Below are 21,296 nucleotides of genomic sequence, written 5' to 3'. Positions count from 1 at the left end.
GTTGTTGGGGAGAACTGCACCTAAAGCTCAGTCAGACGGCCGTCATTCGGAGAGCGGGACGTTTTTGATTGTGCTCGTCTTTGTTCGCTTATGACTGATACGGCAGTGCGTATCGCGTCGCTCCACGACGGCGGGCGGTCCGTAGAGCAGGCCGCGGCCGACGAGTGGGCCGAGACGGCGGGGTTGGACCTGACGCTCGTGGCCGTGAGCGATCTCGTTGACGGCGACCGCTCGCTGGCGGCGTTCGACACCTGCTGGTGGCACGCCGACGAGCCCCCGGAACTGGGATCGACTACCGACCTCGGCGGCGTCCTCCGAGCGTTCGTCCGCTCGGGCGGCGGGCTCGTCCTCTCGCTGGCGGCGCTGACCGCGGTGAGCGATCTCGGCATCGACTCCGTCGCCCCCGACGCGGTCGGGCCGGACCCAGACGGCGGCCCGACCGGTCCGCTGATCAAGGCGGCCTACGACGACCACCCCCTGTTCGAGCCACTGGCCACGCGCCGGCCGCTCACCAGAGGCGGCACCGACGCGACGCTCGCGCGCTACGATTCGATCCTCCCGGAACGTGGCGAGGTGCTGGCGAGCACTGTCAGCGCCGACCACGACGTGCCCGGCCTCGTGACCGTCGCAGGCTGGTCGCTGGGTGATGGCTCCGTCGTCGGCCTCGGTGACGGCCTCGTCTTCGCGGCCGAGGGCGGCGATCACGACCAGCGCGACAGGTTCGCCCGTGCGGTCCTGACGAACGCCGCCGACAGCGCGATCCCCGAACGACCACGGACCGGCGACGAGATCGCCGCTCTGCGCGATCGCTTCGAGGACGATCCACACCGCCCGCAGTTTCACCTCTCGACGCCCGCCAACTGGCTCAACGACCCCAACGGCGTCGTCCAGTGGAACGGTCGCTACCACGTCTTCTACCAGTACAATCCCGGCGGCCCGTACCACGACACGATCCACTGGGGCCACGCGGTCAGCGACGACCTCCTCCACTGGGAGGACGAACCCGTCGCGCTCGCGCCCTCGCCGGACGGTCCCGACCGCGACGGCTGCTGGTCGGGCTGTGCGGTCGACGACGACGGCACGGCGACGCTCGTGTACACGGGTGGGCGCGGCCGCGACCAGCTGCCCTGTCTCGCGACGGCGGACGACCCCTCCCTGCGGCGCTGGGAGAAAGCGACGGACAATCCGATCATCGAAGCGCCCCCGACGGAGCCGGACCTGCTCTCGACCGAGGAGTGGAACGGGGAGTTCCGAGACCACTGCGTCTGGCAGGAGGGCGAGACCTGGTACCAGCTGATCGGAGCCGGACTGGCCGACGGTGGCGGCGTCGTCCTGTTGTACGAATCCCCGGACCTCCGTGAGTGGGAGTACCGTGGCCCGATCCTTTCGGGGGACCGCGACACGCCACAGGAGACCGTCTGGGAGTGCCCGGAGCTACTCGACCTCGGGGAGAAGCAGCTGTTGCACGTCTCGAACTACGAGGACGTGGTCTACTTCCTCGGCCAGTTCGACGGCGCGACCTTCGAGCCGGAGCGACGCGGGACGCTGGACCGCGGCGACTACTACGCCCCGCAGTCGCTACGGGCCGACGACGGCCGCCTGCTCACCTGGGGATGGGTCCCCGAGGCGCGCGACGTGAGCGCCCAGTGGGACGCCGGCTGGTCGGGGACGATATCGCTCCCGCGGGAGCTGTCCCTCGGGGACGACGGCCGCCTCCGGCAGCGACCGGCCCGGGAACTGACCGAGCTCCGTGGCGACTGCGAGTCCCGCGAGGGCGTCACGCTCGACGACGGCGAGTCGATCCGGCTGGACACCGACGGACGCTCGTTCGAACTCGCCACCCGCCTCTCGCTGGTCGACGCCGACGCCGTCGAGGTGACGCTGCTCGGGACGGCGGCAGAGAACGAGCGCACGACGCTGCGATACACGAGAGACGACGTGCTCGAAGTCGACCGCAGTCGCTCCAGCAGGGACCCGCGCGCGACGAGCGACAGTCAGCACGTGCCCGTCACACCGTACGACGAGCCCCTGGACCTGCGCGTGTTCGTCGACGGGTCGGTCGTCGAACTGTTCGCCAACGAGCGCCACTGCCTGACGAGCCGCGTCTACCCGACCGGCGACGACGCGACCGGCGTCGACCTCGCGGCCGTCGGCGGCCGCGCCCGACTGCCGACAGTCGAAGCCTGGGAGCTGGCGTCGATCTGGTAGCACCCGTTACCGGCGTCGATCGAGACGTACTCGGGGAGTCGTCTGCACGCGGCGTGGTACCGTCTACTCCGGCGACCCCGCGCGCAGCAGCGCTAGCGGTATAGTAACAATTGAAACGATTTACACACCGATCGCACTGCCGTCGTGCGATCGGGTGTGCATTGATTTTCAATGGCTACTATAGTACGATCCGCCGTCGCCGCCCTCGCCCGCGAAGTACTCTCGGTCAGTCGGCGGCAGGTCCTCGTCGGGCAGCGGGACCTGCCAGTGATCGAGCGTCCCGAGGATCTCCGTGTGGGTCCCCTCGACCCGGAGGCGCAGCGTCGGCGCGAGCGTTCCGCCGAAGCGTCGCAGCTGCTCGGACTCGGGCAGGTCTGCGACCCGATCCATCGAGTCGGCCTCGAAGTCGTAGTAGTTGAAGAAGCTCTGGACCAGCACTTCCTCCCGGTGCGGGAACGCCATCCACGAGTACGCCTGGAAGGGGGCGTTCGCGGGGTTGGTCACGACCAGTCCGGAGTCGTTGAGCGGGGCGTAGTCGCCACGCAGGGAGTCGGCGACGAAGCCATACAGCGCGTCGTAGCCGTCGAGCCCCGGCGCGAAGGTGTGGTCGTGGCTGGAGACGAAGAGGTAGTAGCGGCCGTCCCGGGGGACGACGTGGGGACGTTCGAGTTCCTGGTTGACACAGACCGAGTCCAGCAGCGGGTCACACAGCTCCCAGGAGAGGGGGTCACCCGTCGGCGAGTGCGCGAGGCCGACGCTGCCGTTGAACGACTGTAGATCCGGGTCGCCGCCGCAGGCGTCGCTCGCCGCCGGCACCGGCGTGTTGGCCTCGAACAGGAGGTGCGTCTCGCCGGTCGCGGGGTCCTCGAAGAGCCACGGATCTCGGAAGGTGTAGGTCATGCCGCGAGACTGGTCCTGGCGCTCGTAGCGGTCGCCGTCCGGGCGGAGCAGTTCGTGGTGGGTCCAGGGCCCCTCGATGGCGAACTCGCCGTCGGTCCGCGGTGTCCCCCCGGACGCGGCGGCGATGCGCTGGGTGTAGGTGAGTTCGTCGGCCCCGCGCTCCCCGGCCGCGGTGTAGAAGAGGTAGATGTCGCCGTCGTCGTGCAACGCTGATCCCGCCCAGGTGCGCTGGCCCAGCGGCTCCTCGAAGACGACGCCACCGGGCTGCCACGTCCGGCCGTCGGCCGAGTAGAAGTACCGGATCGTCGCCACGTCGTGGCGCTTGCCCGGCAACAGGTCGGCCGGCGCAGTCAGCGAGAACGCGACACGGTAGCCGTCGACGGTGGCGACCGTGCCGTCGCGCTCGCGCAACAGCCAGGTGTCCCAGACGTGAACGTCGGGTGCCTGGTCGGTCTCGGGCGGGTAGACGATCGGTGCCGTCGTGTCGTCGGTCCGGTAGATGCGACTCGCCTGTTCGCGCGACCACCCCGAGCGCGCGCCGTGGCCCGGAACGGCGGGCTCAGGACTGTCCTTGCTCATACTGCACGTGTGGCCGACTGGCTGAAAAGAGTTACTACGACCGTTGTATCTGATTCAGTCGACGCGCTCCTCGCCGGTCTCCGAGGGGTCGACGCCGTCGGGCCCGGCCAGCTCCAGTGGCCTGATCCAGATCGACCACATCGCGATCGCACCGAGCCCGTAGCCGATCGCCCAGACGACGCTACCGAGGGTGTCCAGTCCGATCCCGGAGAGCGCGTAGTTCGCCAGCCCGGGAACGATCACGACCGTCGCGAACGCGAGGCCGAAGGCGATCTTGTTCCGATGACCGCTCGTGTCCGCTACCATACCCACACAAGGGACCCCGCGAGTAAATGCGTGCCGAACTCGTCGGCGGGGTCGTACTGCCGGCCGTATCTCATACGGATTATTGTAGCGATTTACCGGTGATCGTCTACTCCGTGGCGACGATCACCGGTACGCAACTACAGTAAACCGTATCAGGCCCCGCTTAGTCGGTCGAACGCGTCCCACGAGGGATCGCCGTCGGGCGGGTGGACGCGCTCCCCGTCGCGAACGACGCCCTCGCCGGCCACGACCTCGCCGACGGTCGCTGCCGGGGTCCCGCGATCGCGCAACGCCTCGACCACGTCGTCCGCGGCCCCCGGCTCGACGGTCAGCAACAGCGTTCCCGCGCTCGTCACCATCCACGGATCCACGTCGAGGGCGTCACACACCCGCTCGACGCCGGGCCGGACCGGCATCCGGTCGCTGTCGACCTCGAAGCGGACACCGGCTCCGCTCGCCATCTCGGCCAGCCCCCCGACGACGCCCCCCTCGGTGGCGTCGTGCATCGCCGTGACGCCGCCGGCCGCGAAGGCCGTCCGCGCGTCGGCCACGGCCGCGATGTCGTCGACGCGCTCCTGTGCGATCGCGACGGTTTCGGCGTCGACGCCCAGCCGCTCGGGAAACAGCGTCGAGAGCAGGCCCGTCACCTCGGCCGCCGGCCCGGTCGTCACGACGAGCCGGTCGCCGGGCATCGCACCGTCGGGGCGGACGACGTCGTCGTGGTCGCCGACGCCCAGCACCGTCGCACCCCCGACCCACGAGCTGTCGATGCCGGGGTAGCGCGCGGTGTGACCCGAGACGATGCTCACGCCCAGGCGCTCGGCGTGGTCGCTGATCGCCCGCCACACCGTCGCGAGGTCGTCGTCGCTCCAGGACGGCGGGAGCGTGAGACTCATCGCCAGGTGGGTCGGCGGGACACCCGAGACGGCGACATCGGTCAGGACGATCTCCAGAGCGAACCGGCCGGCGCGTTCGAGCCCGAGCTCCGGCAGCAGAGAGACCGGATCGGTCGCGATCACGACCGCCTGCCCGCCCACGTCGAGGACCCCGAAGTCGACGCCGTGGCGCGGCCCGACGGTCACGTCGGCCCGCGACGCGCCGAGGTTCGGATAGATCGTCTCGTCGAAGAACGAGGCGTCGATCTTGCCCAGATCTGTCATGAAGCGGCGTTGGTGGCGGGGAGGTAAAGAGCCAGCCATCCGTCTCCCCTGGCCTCATACGGTTTATTGTAGTTGCGTACCGGTGATCGTCGCCACGGGGTAGACGATCACCGGTAAATCGCTACAATAATCCGTATCAGAGGGCGCGCACGTCCGCCGGGTCGACGCGGAGCGCCACCTCGCCCGCGGGCGGTTCGTCGGCGTCAGTCTTGACGACGAGCGTCCGGCCCTGCCACTCGCAGTGGACTCGGTAGGCGTCACCGAGGAACTCCACCGTCTCGACCGTCGCCCGCAGGAACACCGTCCGCTCCGTGGCCGCCGTGTCCGAACCGTCCCGGCCGACGGTGATCGCTTCGGGCCGAACGGCGACGGCGACGGACTCGCCGCGGTCGCGGTCACTGTCGGCCGGGAGCGCGATGGCAGCGTCGCCGACAGTCGCCCGCATCCCGTCCGGCGCGACGACGCCGTCGAAGACGTTGTTGTCACCGACGAACTCCGCGACGAACCGCGTCGCCGGCTCGCGATACACCGTCTCCGGCGTCGCGACCTGCTCGACGCGGCCCTCGCGCATCACCGCCACGCGGTCGCTGATCGCCAGCGCCTCGGCCTGGTCGTGGGTGACGTAGACGGTGGTGATCCCCAGCTCCGACTGGATCCGCTTTATTTGGACGCGCAGGCGCTGGCGCAGCTGTGCGTCCAGCGCCGAGAGGGGTTCGTCCAGCAGGAGCACCGCCGGCTCGGGCGCGAGCGCGCGCGCCAGCGCGACCCGCTGTTGCTGGCCACCGGACAGCTGGTCGGGGTCGCGGTCGGCGAGGTCGGCGACCTCGACGAGTTCCAGCAGTTCCGTCACCCGCTCGTCGTCGTCGCGGGCGGGACTGTCGCGAAACTGGAGCCCGTACGCGACGTTCTCGCGGACGCTCATGTGGGGAAAGAGCGCGTAGTTCTGGAAGACGATCCCCGTCTCGCGGTCCTCGGGCGGCTCGCCCGTCACGCCCCGGCCGCCGATCGAGACGGTCCCGCGATCGGGCGACTCCAGGCCGGCGATCGAGCGCAGCGTCGTCGTCTTCCCACAGCCCGAGGGGCCGACGAGCGTGAAGAACTCGCCGTCTGTGACCGACAGCGACACGTCGTCCAGCGCGGTCACGTCGTCGTAGCCGACAGTCAGCCCCTCGATTTCGACGCCCGGTGTCGTCATCGTTCCCACCGCCCGCCCACGCGATCGATCACCACGAAGCTGACGGTCGTCACCGCGAGCAACACCGTCCCCATCGCCGTCGCCGGTCCGAGGTTCGGCCCCAGCGATCGGTTCCCGGTGTACCGTTCCAGCGCCACCGGCATCGTCGCGCTGTCGACGCCCTCGGCGAGCAACACCGTCGTGTCGAACTCGCCGATGCTGATGGCGACGGCGAAGGCCGCCCCGGCCACGAGCGCGGCGGCGATCAGCGGCAGTTCCACGTCGAGGAGAGCCGTCGTCCGGCTCGCGCCCAGCGAACGGGCGGCGTCGACGAGTCGGTCGTCGATGGCACGCAGTGCCGGCGTCACCGTCCGGGTGACGAAGGGGTAGCCCGCGACGGCGTGGGCGGCGACGATCGCGACCGGACCGGTGACCGTCAGCCGGTGGCCGAACAGCTCCGTCCCGAACACGAGCGTCCGGAGCATCCCCAGACCGAGGACGATCCCGCTGACCGCGAGCGGTGCCGTCAGCAGCGCCTCGGCGACCCGCGAGCCCCGCGTCTCGCGGGCGGCGACCACCGAGACGACGACGCCCATCGGGAGGGCGAGCACGAGCGCGCCGGCCGCAAACAGCAGCGAGTTCGTGATCGCCGGTACGGGCTGGACCGTCCCGGTCGCAGCCGAAGCCTGCTGAGCCAGCAGGAAGGCATAGTAGTCGGTCGTGAACTGTCCCTCGGGCGTCGTGACGCTCTCGACGACCAGGCTCGCCAGCGGCCCGACGAACAGGACCAGAACGACGCCGCCGTAACACAGGAGCGCGAGCCGGCGCGGATCGAGCAGCGAGCGCCAGCCGGCCAGTAACGGCTCGCGACCGATCGAACGAGAGCCCCCGCCCGCCCGGAGTTGCATCGCCTCGAACCGGAGGTAGACGTAGATCAGTCCCAGCGACAGCGCCGTTTCGATGGCCCCGAGCGTCGCCGCCTCGGTCAGCGCGAGGTCCCGAACGCGGGCGAACAGCCACACTTCGACGGTCGCGAATTCGAGCCCGCCCAGCGCCAGCACGATCGGGAACGACATGAACGTAAAGAGGAAGGTGAGCACCGCGGCGGTCAGCAGCGCCGGGAGCAACTGCGGGGCGACCACGTCGCGAAACGCCACGAGCGGTGACGCGCCCAGCGTCCGGGCGGTCTCGACGCGTCGCGCGTCGACCGACTCCCAGGCGGCCGTCACCAGTCGCGTCACCAGCGGCGCGTTGTAGAAGGCGTGGGCCAGCACGATGATCTCCAGCGTGAAGGTGAGTTCGACCGGGCCGAGCCCGACGACGGCGAGCAGATCGTTGAACAGCCCGGTGCGGCCGAACATCGCCAGAAAGCCCACCGCGACCATGATCGACGGCAGGACGAAGGGGAGAATCGTCACCGAGCGCAGGAAGCGCCGGCCGGGAAACTCGAAGCGAGCCAGCAGGTACGCGCCCGGCAGTCCGACGAGGACGCTGGCGACCGTCGACAGCAGCGCCTGGTACGCGGTAAAGCCGAACAGATCCGCGTAGAACGGGTCGCCGAGGACGGCCCTCAGCGGTACCAGCGAGAGCTGCCCGCCGGCACGGACCGCGCCGACGAGGACGCTCCCGACGGGGTAGTAGAACACGACCAGCAGCGTCGCCAGCGTCGCGATGACCCCCACCGGCAGCGCGAGTCTGTCGACCCGGGCGTCCATCCTAGTTGCTCGCGATCTGTCGGGCCCACTCGTCGATCCAGCCGCTCACGTTGTCCGACAGCTCGTCGTAGGTGAAGGTGACCGGCTCGGGGGGCTCCAGCGCGTACTCGCCGAAGTCGCCGCCGGGGTCGACGCCCTCGACGGCCGGGAACTGGACGTTTCGCGTGGCGATCTCGCGCTGGGCCGGCGCTGTCAGTGCGAACGAGGCGAACGCCCGGGCCAGTTCGGCGTCGTCGCTGTCGGCGAACTGGGCCATCCCCTCGGGGTTGGCGTAGCCCTGATCGTTCAGGAAGCCGATCTGGTGGCGCGACATGTCGACGCCCTCGCCGTGGTAGAACACCTGATCGGTCGAGTACGAGACGACCATCGGGGCCTCCTCGTCCGAGTAGGCGTTGTACGCCGGCTCCCAGTCCGAGAGGATCGTGACGCCGTTGTCGACCAGCCCCTCCCAGTAGTCCAGATAGCCGTCCGGGTCTTTGTTGTAGATCGTCCACAGCAGGAACGCGCGACCGGGATCGGACTGCTGGGCGTTCTGGGCGATCAGCGCGTCCTCGTAGGCGGGTTCGAGCAGGGCGTCGAAGGTGCCCGGCGCGTCGACCTCGCCCTCGTCGTAGACGAGGCTGATGTACCCGGTGTCGTAGGGAACGACCCGTCCGTCGGGATCGAACTGGAGCTCTGGCTTGACCGTGTCCGCCCCTTCGATGCGGTCACTGGCGGTCGCGAACAGCGTCTCGTCGAGTTGCTCGTCGGCCCGGACGAGTTCCCCCGTGTTGAGCCCGACGAACAGATCGGCGTCGATCGGCGCGCCCTCGGACTTGCGCTGGATGTACCGGTTGAGCCCGTTCTCGGGCGTCTCGAACTCGACGGTCACGTCCGGGTGCTCGGACTCGAACTCGGATTTGAGCCAGTTGCCGGCCGTGTCTTCGCCGACGAACGACGAGTAGGTCGCGACCGACAGCGTCCCGCTCAGTTCTTCGACCGTTCCGGTCGTCGTTCCCTCGTCGGTCACGCTCTCGGTGTCGGTCGCGCTCTCGGTACTCGCCGACTCGGTCCCGTCGCCGCCGTCACCGGTACAGCCCGACAGCGCGGTCAGGCCTGCGAGGCCGGCTCCGGTTCGCGTGAGGAAGCTCCGTCGTCTCATTTCCCAGTTGTTACACCGAGGAATACTTGAACCGCACGCTCTCGCCGGCGAGGGGTGAGAGAGTCGACAGGACTGCGCGATCAGGCGAGTCCGAGCCCGCCGGCCACGAGCCGGACGCCGACGACGGCAAGCAGCCCGAGGACGAAGCGACGACGGGCCCGCTCTGGAATCCTCACTCGAAGCCGCCGGCCGACGGCGACGCCTGCGACCGCCGGCACCGCGGCCGCGACGGAGAGGGCCACCGTCGTGAGGTCGGGATACAGTCCGAGCGCCCCGGCTGCGCCGACCCGCACCGCGTTCAGACCCAGGAAGATCATCGCGGCGACGCCGACGAACAGCTCGTGTGAGAGATCGCGGCTCCGCAGATAGGCGATCAGCTGGACGCCGACGTTGGTCCCGCCAAAGAGGACGCCGGAGACGCCGCCGATAGCGACCATCGCCAGTGGCGTCTCGACGAAACAGCCCGCTTTCAGCCGGTCGAACCCCGGAATCGGCACCGCTCGCTGGGCCGTCGCGACGAAGCCAAGCGTCACCACACCGAGCCCGAGCCTGAGAGGGGCCGCGGGGAGTCGGTCGACCGCGGCCAGCCCGACGACGGTGCCGACCAGGGCCGCGGCCAGCAGCGGACCGAACCGGCGACCACAGCTGCGTACGTCCCCGACCGACAGTTCCCGAGCGAGCGAGGCGTTCGCCGCCAGAATCGGCACGATCATGAACACGACCGCCGTCGTCGGTTCGACCACGGTCGCCAGTGCCATCGTCCCGACGAGTGCGAACCCGAAGCCGGCGAGGCCGTTGACCGCCCCGGCGATCAGGACGACGCCGACGAACACCGCGACCGTCGTGGGCGTCAGTGCGATCGACACGGTCGTCAGTTCGCGACAGAGGGATAAGACAGTGGGGGCAGATCTCGCGAGCGACACACGACCTCGCCGGAAAGCACCACGTCTTTTGAGTCCCACCGTCCGAGTACGGGTATGGAGCGGTACGACACCCGCATCGACGACGACACGCTGTTCGTCGAGGTCGGCGACGACGATCTCGAAATCGGACGCCTCGACGACATCTACGACCTCGTCGGCGGTGAGACGTACACGATCGAGTACAGCGAGAAGGCACAGGCCGCCGCGTGGCTCACGACCGACGACGACGGGACGTTCACCTTCGACGTGCGCGAGACGCTCGCGGACATGGACTACAACGAGACGATCGTCGAGAAGCTCGCCAGCAAGCCCGTCGACGCGACCAACGCCGACGGCTACCCCGTCCGGACGGCCACCTTCGCCCAGCTGATGATGGAGATCTGGGACTCGAAAGGCACGGTCGATCTCAGCGAGTGACACGCTGAGCCGCCGGGAGCGTCGATCACCTGCCGCTCAGTACCGCGAGAAGTTCGTGTCCGGGTAGACCCGGCCGTCGGCGATATCGACCACGTCGAGCGTCGCCAGCCGACTAAGCCGATCGGCGGCGTCCTCCCGGTCGATCCCCAGTTGTTCGGCCCGGTCGAGGACGGCCGTCCGAGACGGGACCGACTCGATGAGTCCGTCGGCGTCTGTCTCGGTCGCCTCGGCGACGATCGCTTTCAACACTGCCCCGTGTTCGCGCTTCGACGGCGTCCGATCCGAGCCCGTCCACTCGATGCTCAGCGATCCGTCGTCGTTGACGTGCGAGACGACGAACCCGGCCGGCAAGGCGTCGGTCAGGGCCGCGACCAGCGCCGCGCGGTCGAGTCGCGCCGTGAACCGGTAGTGGTGACCGTCCCGCGAGCGATCGACGGCCCCGACGGAGACACCCGCCTCGTCGACCGCCTCGGCGATCGCGTCGGCGAGTCGGTCGCCCACCTCGTCGCCGACGGCGTCGCGTTCGCTGGCACGCTCCCTGGCCTCTCTGGCGAGTTGCTCGTAGCGGGCCATCCGTTCGTGCAGTGGATCGTCGCTCATACCAGCTACGCGACCGCCAGCGGATTACGTGTTGGGGACGGGCAAGTGGACCGCCGAAACGTGAATCGGGCGGGTCGATTCACTCCTCGCGTTCGCTCGTCGTAGAATGGGTTGGGGCGGATTCGAACCCGAATCAGACGTGCTCGCTTCGCTGCGCGCGACTGATAGGGTTCGAATCCTTGTCAACAGTTTTGATGACATGGACCGCTCGCTGCGCTCGCGGTGTGGTGTCGTCAAAAATGGGTTGGGGCGGGACTCTCACGACCTACGTACGAAGTCTTCCCCTGCGATGACGGGAGGTATGGAACGTCTCTGGGGCTTCCATGCCAACTATGACCACACACCGAGACGACCTCCAACCGATAAGCCCGGCTGACGCGCAAGAACTGTTCCTCGATCACAAAAAGACCAATTGTACTGAAGCGACCGTCCAGAATCACCGTTACCGGACGAACCATTTCGTCCGCTGGTGCGGTATCGAGGGGATTGACAATCTGAACGACCTCACAGGTCGGCATCTCCAGCAATACCGTCTCTGGCGGAAGGAGGACGGAGACCTCTGCCCGCTCACGGTCAAAGCACAGATGTCGACACTTCGGGTCTTCCTCAAATGGGCTGCCTCGATCGAAGCCGTGCCATCTGACCTCTACGACAAAATCATGATTCCTCGTGTCTCCCCGGAAGAGCGTCAGCGTGACGAGACTCTTGATGCGGACACTGCGGAAATAATCCTCGAATATCTCTCGAAGTACAACTACGGCAGCGAGAAGCACGTCATAATGGCATTACTCTGGGAGACCGGCATGCGGGTCGGGGGTGCTCACTCGCTCGACGTCGACGATGTCGACCTAGAAGAAGAGTACCTTCAGCTAGAGCATCGACCGCATCAAGACACGAACCTCAAAAACGGCGAGGCAGGAGAGCGGTTGGTCGCGATCACCTCTGAGCTCGCTCGCCTACTCGAGGACTACCTGAACAACGTGCGTCACGAGCAGACTGATGAGTATGATCGCCGTCCCCTCTTGACGACGACGGAGGGCCGTATGTCTCGAGGGACGATCCGTGGACATGTTTACCGAGTGACTGCGCCCTGTTTTAGGGATGAACCTTGCGATGATTGCAGGGACGGCAAGGCGAAGTGCGGCGACGCAGTTAGTCCTCATGCAGTCAGGCGGGGTTCAATCACCTACTACCTCACCGAAGATGTTCCCCCAGAAATCGTGAGCGACCGAATGAACGTCAGTCGGAAAGTTCTGGACCAACACTACGACAAGCGAACCGAGGAAGTGAAAGTCGAACAGCGAAGATCGTTCTTGGATAACGTCTAAGTGCTCTAAACCACCGTCGTGACCTCGTAAAATCTACACCGATCTCTATCCCAACTCTTGTTTTTCGTTTCTCATCACTAACCTAGAGCCACTGTCAATAGTTACACCCCTTTGATTCCGTCGTTCTCAGACCGCGCTTGAATCATTCCAAGGGAGTGTCTTTATCATCAGCTCCCCAGCAAAACGAGATTGAGAGCGACTAGGCAGACCATCAGACTGTACGTGACGATACCCTGTGCGGCCGTGCGGACGTCAGGGGTTGAGATGCCCTCTCTGGGACTGAGTTCGCTCAGCTCATGTCTGAGTCGGTCTGGAAGCCACGCGCCGATTTCGGTGCCAATTTGAAGTGCTAATGCTGCCGGGTGTGCCACCGCGTTGGGACCATTTTCGAACTGCGAGAGACTCATCTGTGACTCAGAATCCGGCGATTCGTATCCTTCTCGCGTGGCCGCCAACGTTTCTTGTCTTCGCAGACGCTTCCGTTCCGGCTTACGCTGGTCATAGTGTTTGTCTAGAACCGGAACTGAAACATCTGCACGATCAGCGAGGTCTTCCCTCGGCACGCCATCGTCGAGGTGATCCTCGATCGACCAACGGCGGATCGGATGCGGGCTGTAGTTTATCGGGCACGCTGAGGCGATCGAGTCTTTTGTCGCCTCACACTCACTGATGTCCCGATTAAGAGAGCATTCATTCGAGTGCGCGCAGGGTCGCGTCACCTTGTACAGGTCTCGGCGAATTGTCGTAGTTGATGGACGACCACCGTTTCGATTCCGTAACAGGGGTTCTCGATCGAACTTATCTGTCCCCTCGCCATTTCGCTCGGGGTGGTCTAGATACTCATCGATCAATTCACAGAGATTACCTGGAAGATTAACGTGCCGTTCCCCATCAGACTGATTCTTCAACGGCGTTCCTTTTCTTTCGTACTCTTCCTCCGGTCGATGGTGAAGCTCAATTTTCTGCTGTTCTGAATCATAATCTTCCTCGTCTATGGCCCGAATTGCTCCGAGGCGGAGAGTCAACTCTTTCATCAGCAAAAACTCAATATGGCTGCGAGATGCTCGGTCGTAGGTCTCGAAATACGCACTGATTTTTTCGACCTGTTCGTCGGAGGGCTTCCGTTCACAAACATCCTCGTCGTCGTCGATAGAGGCTTGAGGTATTCTATCCGGTGTATTCTCTGACACTGCCTCGATCCTCTCACAAAAGTCTAACGCTCATCCCGATACATTGTAACACAGCAGTTTCTTGAACCAGTCGTCCGGTGAGTTGAGTTTCAGTGCGAGAAATCCGAGGTATTTTTGGAGATGATGCTTCGAGATGCCTCTGAACTTCGCCAGCCACTGGCGAAGGAAGCTGTGGCGGTTCTCGCAGGTATTTGTGTGGGCGTCACCGATGACGTAGGTGTCGGAGTGGGTGACGGCCAGATGGCCGTCCACCCCCTCCGTCTCCTCGATATCCTCATAGATCGTGTAGCCGTCGGTACAGAGGATGACGCTTCCGTCGCCGTACTCAGAGATGTCCTCGTCGGCCTCTTGCAGATCCTTACAGACGAGAAATCGCACTCGTCCGTCGCTCCGACGGACGAGTGTCAACACTGGCGGTTTGTCTGATTCGAAGGTTCCGCGCCCCTTTTTGAGAGTCCGCGCTCGCGCGGACTCCCATCCTCATCTTCGAGTCCCCTCTCACCAGCCGTGACGTAGACCTCGTCAGCTTCGCACACGTCGTAGAGGTCGAATTCGTCGATATTATCACTCACTTCCTGCACTTTGTGAACGTAGTTGAGAACAGCCTCGTAGTCTCGATCNAGGTCACGAGCGATCTGAGCGGTCGGCTCAGATCGCATCTCCTTGACGATATAGAACATCTCTTCGAGATCGAAGCGATGCTGGCCGAAGATCGTCTTTGTGAGGTCGTTGAAGTAGGTTTCGCAGGATTTGCACCAGTACTGCTGAGCGTCCTTACCGGTCGTTCCTCGGTCGACAACCGCGTCACTCTCGCAGTGAACACACGTCACCGTCTCGCCGAACCGGGCGAGACGGAGACGCTCGAAGCATCGCTCACGCGGTGGAAGGAACACTTGAGCTGACTGCTCGTCCATCGTTGGCTGCTACTGAGTCGCCAGCAGAATTGATGTTACGATCTATCGAGATGAGCGAAGTCTAAAAATACCCGAACGACCGCTAGGTATCCGTTGAGACTGACCTTGTTGGCATCTGACTCCTCTTTCCACCATATTTTCATCTCTTGGAGTTGACGCCCACCGACCGCATTCAGATTCTCTATGCCTGCTTGATCGGTCCATCTGATGAACGTTTTGAGAACGCTGCGAGTCTTTCGTACAGAATCGTAGCTTTTGTCCTCTTCATATTCGTCAAGGTAGAGAGCCTTCGCCCGCTCGGGAGTAATCGGTTCGAGTTCGGACGACATTCTATTTATTCTCTGTCCAGCGTGGGGACCAACTGGCCGTTTTAGATGTCGATAGCCCCTGGTGACTTAGTCTTAGTCTATGTGGTTGCCTTTTGTTTCGTGCCATTTTCGATTCGATGCTTCTTCACTGGTTTGACTTAAGGGTAAGCCCAAAGTGGGCAGTCGCTCCTCACCGACTCCATCAGCCGAGTTTCAGGCCTCCAAGGGATATTCGATAGAGTAATAAAATAAGATGCTACGAGCAAGCAGGGCCTGTTGAATAGAACGACAGAATTATCAGTTCTGTCCGGAGTTTTATCTTGTCGATGCGGTCTAGTCTTGCGTTTAACGACGGAATCGACGTGTTGTGTCTACATATGTAACCGAGTGAGAATCAAGAACTACGAAACTAACAATTTCATCGATATTAAGTTTCAGCTGGTGGTTTCAGTCTCACGATTAACAACGGAACCAGTAGGGTGTGAGAACTGTTATCTGATACCTTCACTGCCTCATTCTCAATACACCCTACCTACTCGTCGTCGTCACTGAAATACCGCGAGTGCCGGACATCAACGTAATCAGGCAAGATACTCCGCTCTGGGTTCCGCCAACCAATTGGTTCATGCTGGAAGCAGAGTCTATTTGCTCAAGATACGACCCGGCCAGGTTCTGAGGATCGAGCGGGTATTCCTTCGAGAAGAGTGCAGATGCACTTCCCAGGCGCATCTCATCGACGTCTATTCCCTCTAGCGCGTCGTCGAGTCGGTCTGCATACTCAGTAGTCGCCAGGGAAGTGAACACATCGTTGAATGACTGACCGTCGCCTTGGGGAGTCGTGTGGACGTGTCGCTGTGGCGGGAGCCGCAATCTGAATCTCAGGGTACGGTTCCGGAGACAATCAGTCGTCGGCGAGTGCCGGAAGTAGAGTCGTATCGTACTGTCACTGTTGAGTGGGTCCTGATCCCAATAGGCCGGGAGCAAGCCCTGCCACTTCGCGTTGCTGGACGGTGATGCGAGCCACTGAGACTCCTCGAAATCGTACGATTCACGGAGTCTATCCTCCCAGTTGGATCGAAGGTATTCACTGAGGTCCTCGAAATCGCTCTCAAACTGGCTGTTCGCCTTTTCGACTTGCTCGATGAGGTCGCTGTACTCGAAGTAGAGGTTGAGCCGCTCACTGAGCTCGGTCTCGTTGAATGGTGCGTCCATGTGTTCGGTCTCCTTGAGTGACTGTATGAAATCGGTGAATTGCACGACGCTCCGGTTTGGATAGTCAAATAATGCTCCCTGGAGCTGGCGGTCGAACGTCTCGACGATGTCTTTCCAAGCTACCGATTGGAAGCAATCTGCAGTCGCGTCATTAGCGGTGTCGCGCTTGAGGTAGACGTAGGTGGTGTCATCCAGTCGGTCAACGGCTATCTTGTTAGAGCTGAACCAACTGAAGTTCCACCGGTCGGCCTCGGCGTAGGTCGGTGTCTGGCCCTGCCCTTCTGTGGCGCCGACCTTCAGTTCGAGGAAGACTCAGTCGATCACATCAAGAACTCTCTAATCGCTCCATTAGAGCGTGAATCTGCGTTTTCGATGCGTAGTTAGTTCTCAAAATGACACAGACGGAGAGTCTCGGTAATTCGGAGTCGCTGTCGGCGGCAAATCGCCGCCGACGCGACGGTGTTGCCACTCACGACCACTGTCCTGATCGGCGGACAGCTACCGGAAGAACCGGTCGTCGAGTGGTTGGTTTGCTGGAACTGTCCTGCNCACACCGAGCGCTGTCCAGGCTGCTCGCAGCACCATCTCACAGAATTCCGTGAATGACCACTGCCAGAGGCGGCGCCCCCCTCGGCGGGGCGCCGCCACGTACATCCAGTGGAGATACCGCCAGCTGTTCTGGAGCAGGAGGCTCACTACAAACATCACCAGTCGCAGACCAGCGTCCTGAGAACTGGTGAACGCGAGGCTTTGCTTGGCTAATCGGTAGCTCGATTCGATGCCGAAGCGCTTGCTGTAGTGCTCTCGTGCATCTCGTGGTGTGTCGATAAACGGCGCGTCAGCGGCGTAGCCGTGACGCGCCACCCCGTGTTCGTCGTATCGTCCTTGCTGGTATACGCAGTCGATGAACAAAGGGAACGTCACCGTGCCGGCGAGATCGTGTTCGATCTCGCGGCTCCAGCCGCTGCTAAGTTCGTTCTGAATCGTCTCACCCCACTTGACAATCGGCATGGCGAAAGCGTAGTTGTGCGCGTACAGCAGGCTGAGACAGGTGCTATTGTAGAATCCGCGATCCAGGTAGACGGCCTTGACGCCGAGGTCAAGGCCGTCGAGGAGTTCGAGAAACTCGGCGAGGACATCGCTGGTGGTGTCGCCAGCGACCAGCTGGCGAACCGCCAGCGTGTACCGTTTGTTGCGTACCCGCGCATAGAGCGTTGCATAGGCGTGAAACGTCGTTGTTCCGCGTTTCGCTTGAGACGAGTACAACGCCTCTGTCTCATCTTCGTCGCCGTAGTAGGGATCGAGGTGGAGGTCGGCGACGACCTCCACCGATCGATCCGGCAGTGTTTCAAGAGCATCCCGTTGCAGGAGCGTGTCTCCGACCGCCTCAACAGAGTCAAGGTCGAACTGATCGGTGAGATATCCACGGACGGTATTGGCGTGCGGCGAGTCGTCAGTCGTTTCGCAGACGTGGTTGATCGAGGTCCCGCCGGCGCTGGCGCCGGCGAGGACCTCGTACAACGTCTCCGTCGTGACCTCAACGTCTTCGCCGAGATCTAACGCAAGCTCCTCGTCGAGGCTGTTAACGACAAAATTAAGCAGGTGCTCTTCCTCTATCTCGCTGTCTGCTTGGGTAGGCTTCACACCGCATCCAAGCAGACACTTCCTCTAACCCGATGTGATCGACTGAGACTGCCCAGCGTGGGTGATCGCTAAGCGCGCTGCCTCCACAGATGACTAGATAGATACGGCCATCTGAATCAGCGTCGGCGATCTGCACCTCGGTTTCGAGTTCGACGTGCTGACCTCGGAGATTGTTGTGGTGCATGCCGAGACACCGAAGAAGGGCTTCCAACAGTGTCTCGTGGAATCCATGGGGTTTCTGGGGGTCCAGAAAGTACCGAAGGCTGTCCTGGTACTGCTGTTCGCGCGAGCCCGAGAGGACGGAATACAGACCGTCCGGCTGTTGGACCCGGCTGTCAAGTTGCAGGTATGCTTCGATGAATGATTCCAAGGCCCCGGGGTTAAGATCCGGGACATCCTCAGTCATACGCGGACAGATTAGGCGAATGACCCTTCAAACTTGAGTTGGGAGATTCGCTAAGTACAGGTTAGTTATTGCTCAGAAGTCATCAAGCCGAGTAGCATGGCTGAACCCATCGCTCTCCTCTGGTCGCTCAGAGGAGGGACGTACTGTTCCCCAGTCATCCTTCTGACCGAATTCATCGCTAATCTCTACATTTTCGAGGAATTCTCGAACCCGCTTAGCCGTCGCTGGACCAATACCGGTGACGTTCCCCTTGAGAACGTCTTCGAACTGAGTGGAGTCGCCGATACCGTCGTACAGTTCTTGCAGCAGCTCCCAAAGCGTTTCCCCCTCTAACTCCCCCATGCCGACGACGTCACTCCCTTCGACGTAGCGTCGTAGCCGCCTGACTCGGTATCGGCCTAACCCACGAATATTCTCGACGAAGGGTACCTCTTCGCTACGAACCCCTCGCTCGACCCGGAAGACGAGAGTATCGAACCAATCTGGTTTCCTTGCATTAGGAGACGCATCCATCAGATATTTCGTAGCGTCAATTACATCGGACAGTTTCCGCGCGGTACTGGGAAGGTACGTTGGATCGATGCCGGTACGGTTCTCTATCTGAGTGTTATCGAAGTTCGACATCCAGAACCAGTAGACGACACCAGCGGTGATTCCAGCCTCATCAACCGGAAGATCGTGCTCTTGTAGGAGGCCACTGAGTTCTGACTTGACTGCGGACTCTGACGCGTTAACGGTTCTGTCGAACTGGCGTGCCACCCGGTCAATTAGGTAGAGAGGGGTGATTTCATCGTGCGAGGCCTCTTCGAGCCAATCATAAAACGTTCTCAGACTGCTCAGGGGTGCGCTCACAAACGAGTTAAAGGCAAATTCCACTGAACCGTCACCGAGAGCTGTAGGCTCGAACTGCCGTGCGGTGTCCTTCTCGATGATGAATTCGTGCTCCTCTAACCAGTCTGCCGTTTCGCGCAGCCGGTCATTCAATCGCTGATCCCGGTTAGTTCTCTGGCGCCCCCACGCCCCGATTTGTTCCATCTGTTGCCAGTAGAGCATCTCCTTGATGAAGGCCTCAATTTCGTGGGGGGTGTCCCAACCGGTTGCAATCAACTCCAATAGGAGCCACTGGAATGCGATGTCTATCTCAATGTGGGTCGTGACGTCCTCAAGAACACGGTGGGGCTCGAAGAATCGTTCCTTCGTCTCTTCGGGAGCGTCGGTGAGCGTGAAAGCGAATCCTTCGTCGTACCCATATCCTGGACGAGCGGCTCTACCGATCCATTGGACGTACTCGTAGACGCCTACGTAGTGGGGACCACGAGTGATGTCGGCAACGACGACAGATTGAACGGGCGCATCGAACCCGTACGCGATGGTGGTGGTGGCGAACAGGCAGCCGAGCTCACCGTCTTCATACAGATCCTCGACCCAGTGCTTGACATCGTTCGGAAGGTCAGCGTGATGGAACGCGACGCCTCGTGACATCATCCTCGCGAGATCACGCAGCGTGTCGGTCATCTCGCCGTCAATTTTGTCCCGTAGCTCAGCGTGGAAGTCCCGGTCTGAAAGCCCGGTAAAGAGTCTTGTTTGAGCAACAGACTCCGCTCGTGACTGTGTCCAAGGCTTCGCGTAGTTGAACACGAGGAAGGGGCCTTTGTCTTGCTCGCGCCGTAGTAAGTCGACAATAGCTTCGCCCTTATTTTGGCGCTGAACCGGTTCCACGTGCTCGCGAATCGGAATCTGTCTTCCTTCAGGGCTAACCGTCAGGTCAGCATCCATCCATTCCGCAAGCTCATCGGGATTCCCAAGAGTCGCACTGAGAGCAAAAAGTTCGATGCCTTCGTACATCGACGCCGCGATTGCCTTCTCAATCTCGGGTCCACGAAAGCCGCCGTAGATTTCGTGGAAATCATCAAGAATAGCCAGGTCAAGATTCCGGGCATTCCCCCGGTTCTGGAGAATTGCCCTATAAAACGAGTCGAACGTAGCGACAACTACATCTGCTGACTGGTATGCTTGCGCACCAGACCAGACCGTGTATTCATCCTCGGCCCACTCTTGGATCGATTCCTTCTTCGCTCGAACGAGCTGACGAGAAGGAACCAGATACGCGACGCGGTTACCCTGCTCAAGTCGCTTTTTTGCGACGGCTTCCGCGCATAGGGTTTTCCCGTTCCCCGTTTCCGCCACCAAGAGATGATTTCCTGTCTCCAGAATTCCGTCTTCGAAAGCCAGCTCCTGGGTCTTCTTCAACGAATCAAACCCGTGGGAGTCCATAATGGACTCCACAAGACTCGCGTCTTCTGGTTGGAGGTCGTCGAGGCCGCTCATTCGATGATCGACTCCATGGGGTAGTGATAGCCGTTTTTCAAGTCACCACCACCGAGATGATCGTGGAGCCGGAATAGATCAGTTACGTCACTCTCGGCGTAATCACGAAGTAGCTGTTCGAGTTCGCGGTGAGTGCTTGTCTCTTCGAGACCGTGGATGATGCCATCGACGTATCGCTCTCCTAAGACCTGCCCCACGTGTTCACATTTCACGTGGTTGTCTTCTATGCCGAGCGCCTCGAAGTATGCGGCATCGAAGCCATAGTCGTCGTACCAGACGCTATCGTTATCTATGCCCGCTAACTGGTAGGCCTTCCAGTCAGGCAGTACCTCTTGGTCTTCCCACAGCTCGTCGGAGTATTGGTCAGCGGCTGCTAAGGCGAGGTCAACATGCCCCTCAAAGAGACCGCAAAGTGCAGAGTAGACATCTTCACGTAACCCGTTCTCTTCTAGTTGTTTCGCCCAAGTGCCGATGTGCTTGAGGTCGAACCACACGCCGTTGTAAGTTGCTACACGGTCGATCTTCCGCTCGTCACACCACTCTAGGAGCTGGTCAATCATGTCGGCGGTGAATTCGGCGTCCCACCCGCCGCGCCGGAAGAGTACGTCTGTTTCCGGCTCTGCCTGACTGTTGTCCTGATAAGCGACAGAGGTCACGACCCATTCGTAGTATCGCGTGTCGTTATCACCAGGGGAGGGCTCCTCAAAGGGACTGGCAGTCTCGATGTCGATCGCTAAGAGACCCATTGATACTCAATGACACTACCATCCATATAAATGATGTCTCTCTGAAACCGGGGTAGCAGCCTATCACCTTTTTAAAAGTACAACCGATCCCCTCGTA

General features: G+C 62.3%; 18 protein-coding genes. 3 read left to right on the top strand and 15 right to left on the bottom strand.

The window, feature by feature from the left end:
• Positions 1-90 precede the first annotated feature (90 nt).
• Positions 91-2,208, top strand: coding sequence for a glycoside hydrolase family 32 protein (locus tag HALKA_RS0114715; RefSeq protein WP_018258711.1), 2,118 nt, complete (start codon positions 91-93; stop codon positions 2,206-2,208).
• Positions 2,209-2,376: 168 nt separating this feature from the next.
• On the opposite strand, the gene HALKA_RS0114710 is transcribed toward HALKA_RS0114715, so the two are convergent.
• The 7 genes from HALKA_RS0114710 to HALKA_RS0114680 form a co-directional block, all read right to left on the bottom strand.
• A complete protein-coding gene (locus tag HALKA_RS0114710) occupies positions 2,377-3,687 on the bottom strand; it encodes a glycoside hydrolase family 68 protein (RefSeq protein WP_018258710.1) in 1,311 nt (436 codons plus the stop codon).
• A gap of 54 nt (positions 3,688-3,741) precedes the next feature.
• The gene (locus tag HALKA_RS0114705) at positions 3,742-3,993 is read right to left on the bottom strand and encodes a DUF7996 family protein (RefSeq protein ID WP_018258709.1); all 252 of its coding nucleotides are present in this window, start codon (positions 3,991-3,993) and stop codon (positions 3,742-3,744) included.
• A gap of 152 nt (positions 3,994-4,145) precedes the next feature.
• Positions 4,146-5,153 carry an AIR synthase family protein gene (locus HALKA_RS0114700; RefSeq protein WP_018258708.1) on the bottom strand — a complete coding sequence of 336 codons (1,008 nt, stop codon included), beginning with the start codon at positions 5,151-5,153 and terminating at the stop codon, positions 4,146-4,148.
• Between the two features lie 136 nt (positions 5,154-5,289).
• Complete coding sequence (locus HALKA_RS0114695) at positions 5,290-6,348, bottom strand: ABC transporter ATP-binding protein (protein ID WP_044956549.1); 1,059 nt, start codon at positions 6,346-6,348, stop codon at positions 5,290-5,292.
• Positions 6,345-8,042, bottom strand: a complete 1,698-nt coding sequence (locus HALKA_RS0114690) for an ABC transporter permease (protein ID WP_018258706.1) — start codon at positions 8,040-8,042, stop codon at positions 6,345-6,347. The genes HALKA_RS0114695 and HALKA_RS0114690 overlap by 4 nt, the downstream gene beginning before the upstream one ends.
• Before the next feature lies 1 nt (position 8,043).
• A complete protein-coding gene (locus tag HALKA_RS0114685) occupies positions 8,044-9,183 on the bottom strand; it encodes a thiamine ABC transporter substrate-binding protein (protein WP_018258705.1) in 1,140 nt (379 codons plus the stop codon).
• A gap of 80 nt (positions 9,184-9,263) precedes the next feature.
• Entirely contained in the window at positions 9,264-10,049 is a 786-nt protein-coding gene (locus HALKA_RS0114680) for a sulfite exporter TauE/SafE family protein (protein WP_018258704.1), read from the bottom strand.
• A 111-nt stretch (positions 10,050-10,160) separates the two neighbouring features.
• Here HALKA_RS0114680 and HALKA_RS0114675 point away from each other — a divergent pair, with 111 nt between their 5' ends.
• Positions 10,161-10,523: a hypothetical protein gene (locus HALKA_RS0114675; RefSeq protein WP_015762886.1), complete on the top strand. Its 363-nt coding sequence runs from the start codon at positions 10,161-10,163 to the stop codon at positions 10,521-10,523.
• A 36-nt stretch (positions 10,524-10,559) separates the two neighbouring features.
• Here HALKA_RS0114675 and HALKA_RS0114670 read toward each other — a convergent pair whose 3' ends face one another.
• Positions 10,560-11,123, bottom strand: coding sequence for a hypothetical protein (locus tag HALKA_RS0114670; RefSeq protein ID WP_018258703.1), 564 nt, complete (start codon positions 11,121-11,123; stop codon positions 10,560-10,562).
• A 332-nt stretch (positions 11,124-11,455) separates the two neighbouring features.
• Between HALKA_RS0114670 and HALKA_RS0114665 the strand changes: the two genes are divergently transcribed.
• Complete coding sequence (locus HALKA_RS0114665) at positions 11,456-12,451, top strand: tyrosine-type recombinase/integrase (protein ID WP_018258702.1); 996 nt, start codon at positions 11,456-11,458, stop codon at positions 12,449-12,451.
• 167 nt (positions 12,452-12,618) lie between these two features.
• On the opposite strand, the gene HALKA_RS21085 is transcribed toward HALKA_RS0114665, so the two are convergent.
• The 7 genes from HALKA_RS21085 to HALKA_RS19610 all read right to left on the bottom strand — a co-directional run bounded on the left by HALKA_RS21085 (position 12,619) and on the right by HALKA_RS19610 (position 21,199).
• Positions 12,619-13,641, bottom strand: a complete 1,023-nt coding sequence (locus HALKA_RS21085; RefSeq protein ID WP_155119418.1) for a site-specific integrase — start codon at positions 13,639-13,641, stop codon at positions 12,619-12,621.
• 30 nt (positions 13,642-13,671) lie between these two features.
• A protein-coding gene (locus HALKA_RS20445) for an IS1595 family transposase (protein ID WP_155119417.1) occupies positions 13,672-14,555 on the bottom strand; the annotation gives its coding sequence in 2 pieces (ribosomal slippage) (positions 13,672-14,093 and positions 14,093-14,555; 885 coding nt in all).
• Between the two features lie 836 nt (positions 14,556-15,391).
• Positions 15,392-16,075 (bottom strand): hypothetical protein, encoded by a 684-nt coding sequence (locus tag HALKA_RS0114645; protein WP_155119416.1) that lies wholly within the window; start codon positions 16,073-16,075, stop codon positions 15,392-15,394.
• Positions 16,076-16,573: 498 nt separating this feature from the next.
• On the bottom strand, positions 16,574-17,719 hold the full coding sequence (locus HALKA_RS0114640) for an ISH3 family transposase (RefSeq protein ID WP_018258699.1): 1,146 nt from the start codon (positions 17,717-17,719) through the stop codon (positions 16,574-16,576).
• A complete protein-coding gene (locus tag HALKA_RS21080; RefSeq protein WP_155119415.1) occupies positions 17,670-18,125 on the bottom strand; it encodes a hypothetical protein in 456 nt (151 codons plus the stop codon). The genes HALKA_RS0114640 and HALKA_RS21080 overlap by 50 nt, the downstream gene beginning before the upstream one ends.
• Before the next feature lie 72 nt (positions 18,126-18,197).
• Positions 18,198-20,453, bottom strand: a complete 2,256-nt coding sequence (locus HALKA_RS0114630; protein WP_018258697.1) for a DEAD/DEAH box helicase — start codon at positions 20,451-20,453, stop codon at positions 18,198-18,200.
• Entirely contained in the window at positions 20,450-21,199 is a 750-nt protein-coding gene (locus HALKA_RS19610; protein ID WP_018258696.1) for a 3'-5' exonuclease family protein, read from the bottom strand. Before HALKA_RS19610 ends, HALKA_RS0114630 begins: the two co-directional genes overlap by 4 nt.
• Between the last annotated feature and the right edge of the window lie 97 nt (positions 21,200-21,296).

Origin of the sequence: Halomicrobium katesii DSM 19301 (genome assembly GCF_000379085.1) — an archaeon.
Lineage (GTDB): Archaea > Halobacteriota > Halobacteria > Halobacteriales > Haloarculaceae > Halomicrobium > Halomicrobium katesii.
Note: the sequence above shows the minus strand (reverse complement) of the source record. Positions and strands in the feature narration are given on the sequence as shown.

What these genes read in the sequence shown, in the direction of transcription:
- HALKA_RS0114715 (WP_018258711.1), top strand. Translation starts at nt 91, where the DNA reads ATGACTGATACGGCAGTGCGTATCGCGTCGCTCCACGACGGCGGGCGG.
- HALKA_RS0114710 (WP_018258710.1), bottom strand. Translation starts at nt 3,687, where the DNA reads ATGAGCAAGGACAGTCCTGAGCCCGCCGTTCCGGGCCACGGCGCGCGC.
- HALKA_RS0114705 (WP_018258709.1), bottom strand. Translation starts at nt 3,993, where the DNA reads ATGGTAGCGGACACGAGCGGTCATCGGAACAAGATCGCCTTCGGCCTC.
- HALKA_RS0114700 (WP_018258708.1), bottom strand. Translation starts at nt 5,153, where the DNA reads ATGACAGATCTGGGCAAGATCGACGCCTCGTTCTTCGACGAGACGATC.
- HALKA_RS0114695 (WP_044956549.1), bottom strand. Translation starts at nt 6,348, where the DNA reads ATGACGACACCGGGCGTCGAAATCGAGGGGCTGACTGTCGGCTACGAC.
- HALKA_RS0114690 (WP_018258706.1), bottom strand. Translation starts at nt 8,042, where the DNA reads ATGGACGCCCGGGTCGACAGACTCGCGCTGCCGGTGGGGGTCATCGCG.
- HALKA_RS0114685 (WP_018258705.1), bottom strand. Translation starts at nt 9,183, where the DNA reads ATGAGACGACGGAGCTTCCTCACGCGAACCGGAGCCGGCCTCGCAGGC.
- HALKA_RS0114675 (WP_015762886.1), top strand. Translation starts at nt 10,161, where the DNA reads ATGGAGCGGTACGACACCCGCATCGACGACGACACGCTGTTCGTCGAG.
- HALKA_RS0114670 (WP_018258703.1), bottom strand. Translation starts at nt 11,123, where the DNA reads ATGAGCGACGATCCACTGCACGAACGGATGGCCCGCTACGAGCAACTC.
- HALKA_RS0114665 (WP_018258702.1), top strand. Translation starts at nt 11,456, where the DNA reads ATGACCACACACCGAGACGACCTCCAACCGATAAGCCCGGCTGACGCG.
- HALKA_RS0114645 (WP_155119416.1), bottom strand. Translation starts at nt 16,075, where the DNA reads ATGGACGCACCATTCAACGAGACCGAGCTCAGTGAGCGGCTCAACCTC.
- HALKA_RS21080 (WP_155119415.1), bottom strand. Translation starts at nt 18,125, where the DNA reads ATGACTGAGGATGTCCCGGATCTTAACCCCGGGGCCTTGGAATCATTC.
- HALKA_RS0114630 (WP_018258697.1), bottom strand. Translation starts at nt 20,453, where the DNA reads ATGAGCGGCCTCGACGACCTCCAACCAGAAGACGCGAGTCTTGTGGAG.
- HALKA_RS19610 (WP_018258696.1), bottom strand. Translation starts at nt 21,199, where the DNA reads ATGGGTCTCTTAGCGATCGACATCGAGACTGCCAGTCCCTTTGAGGAG.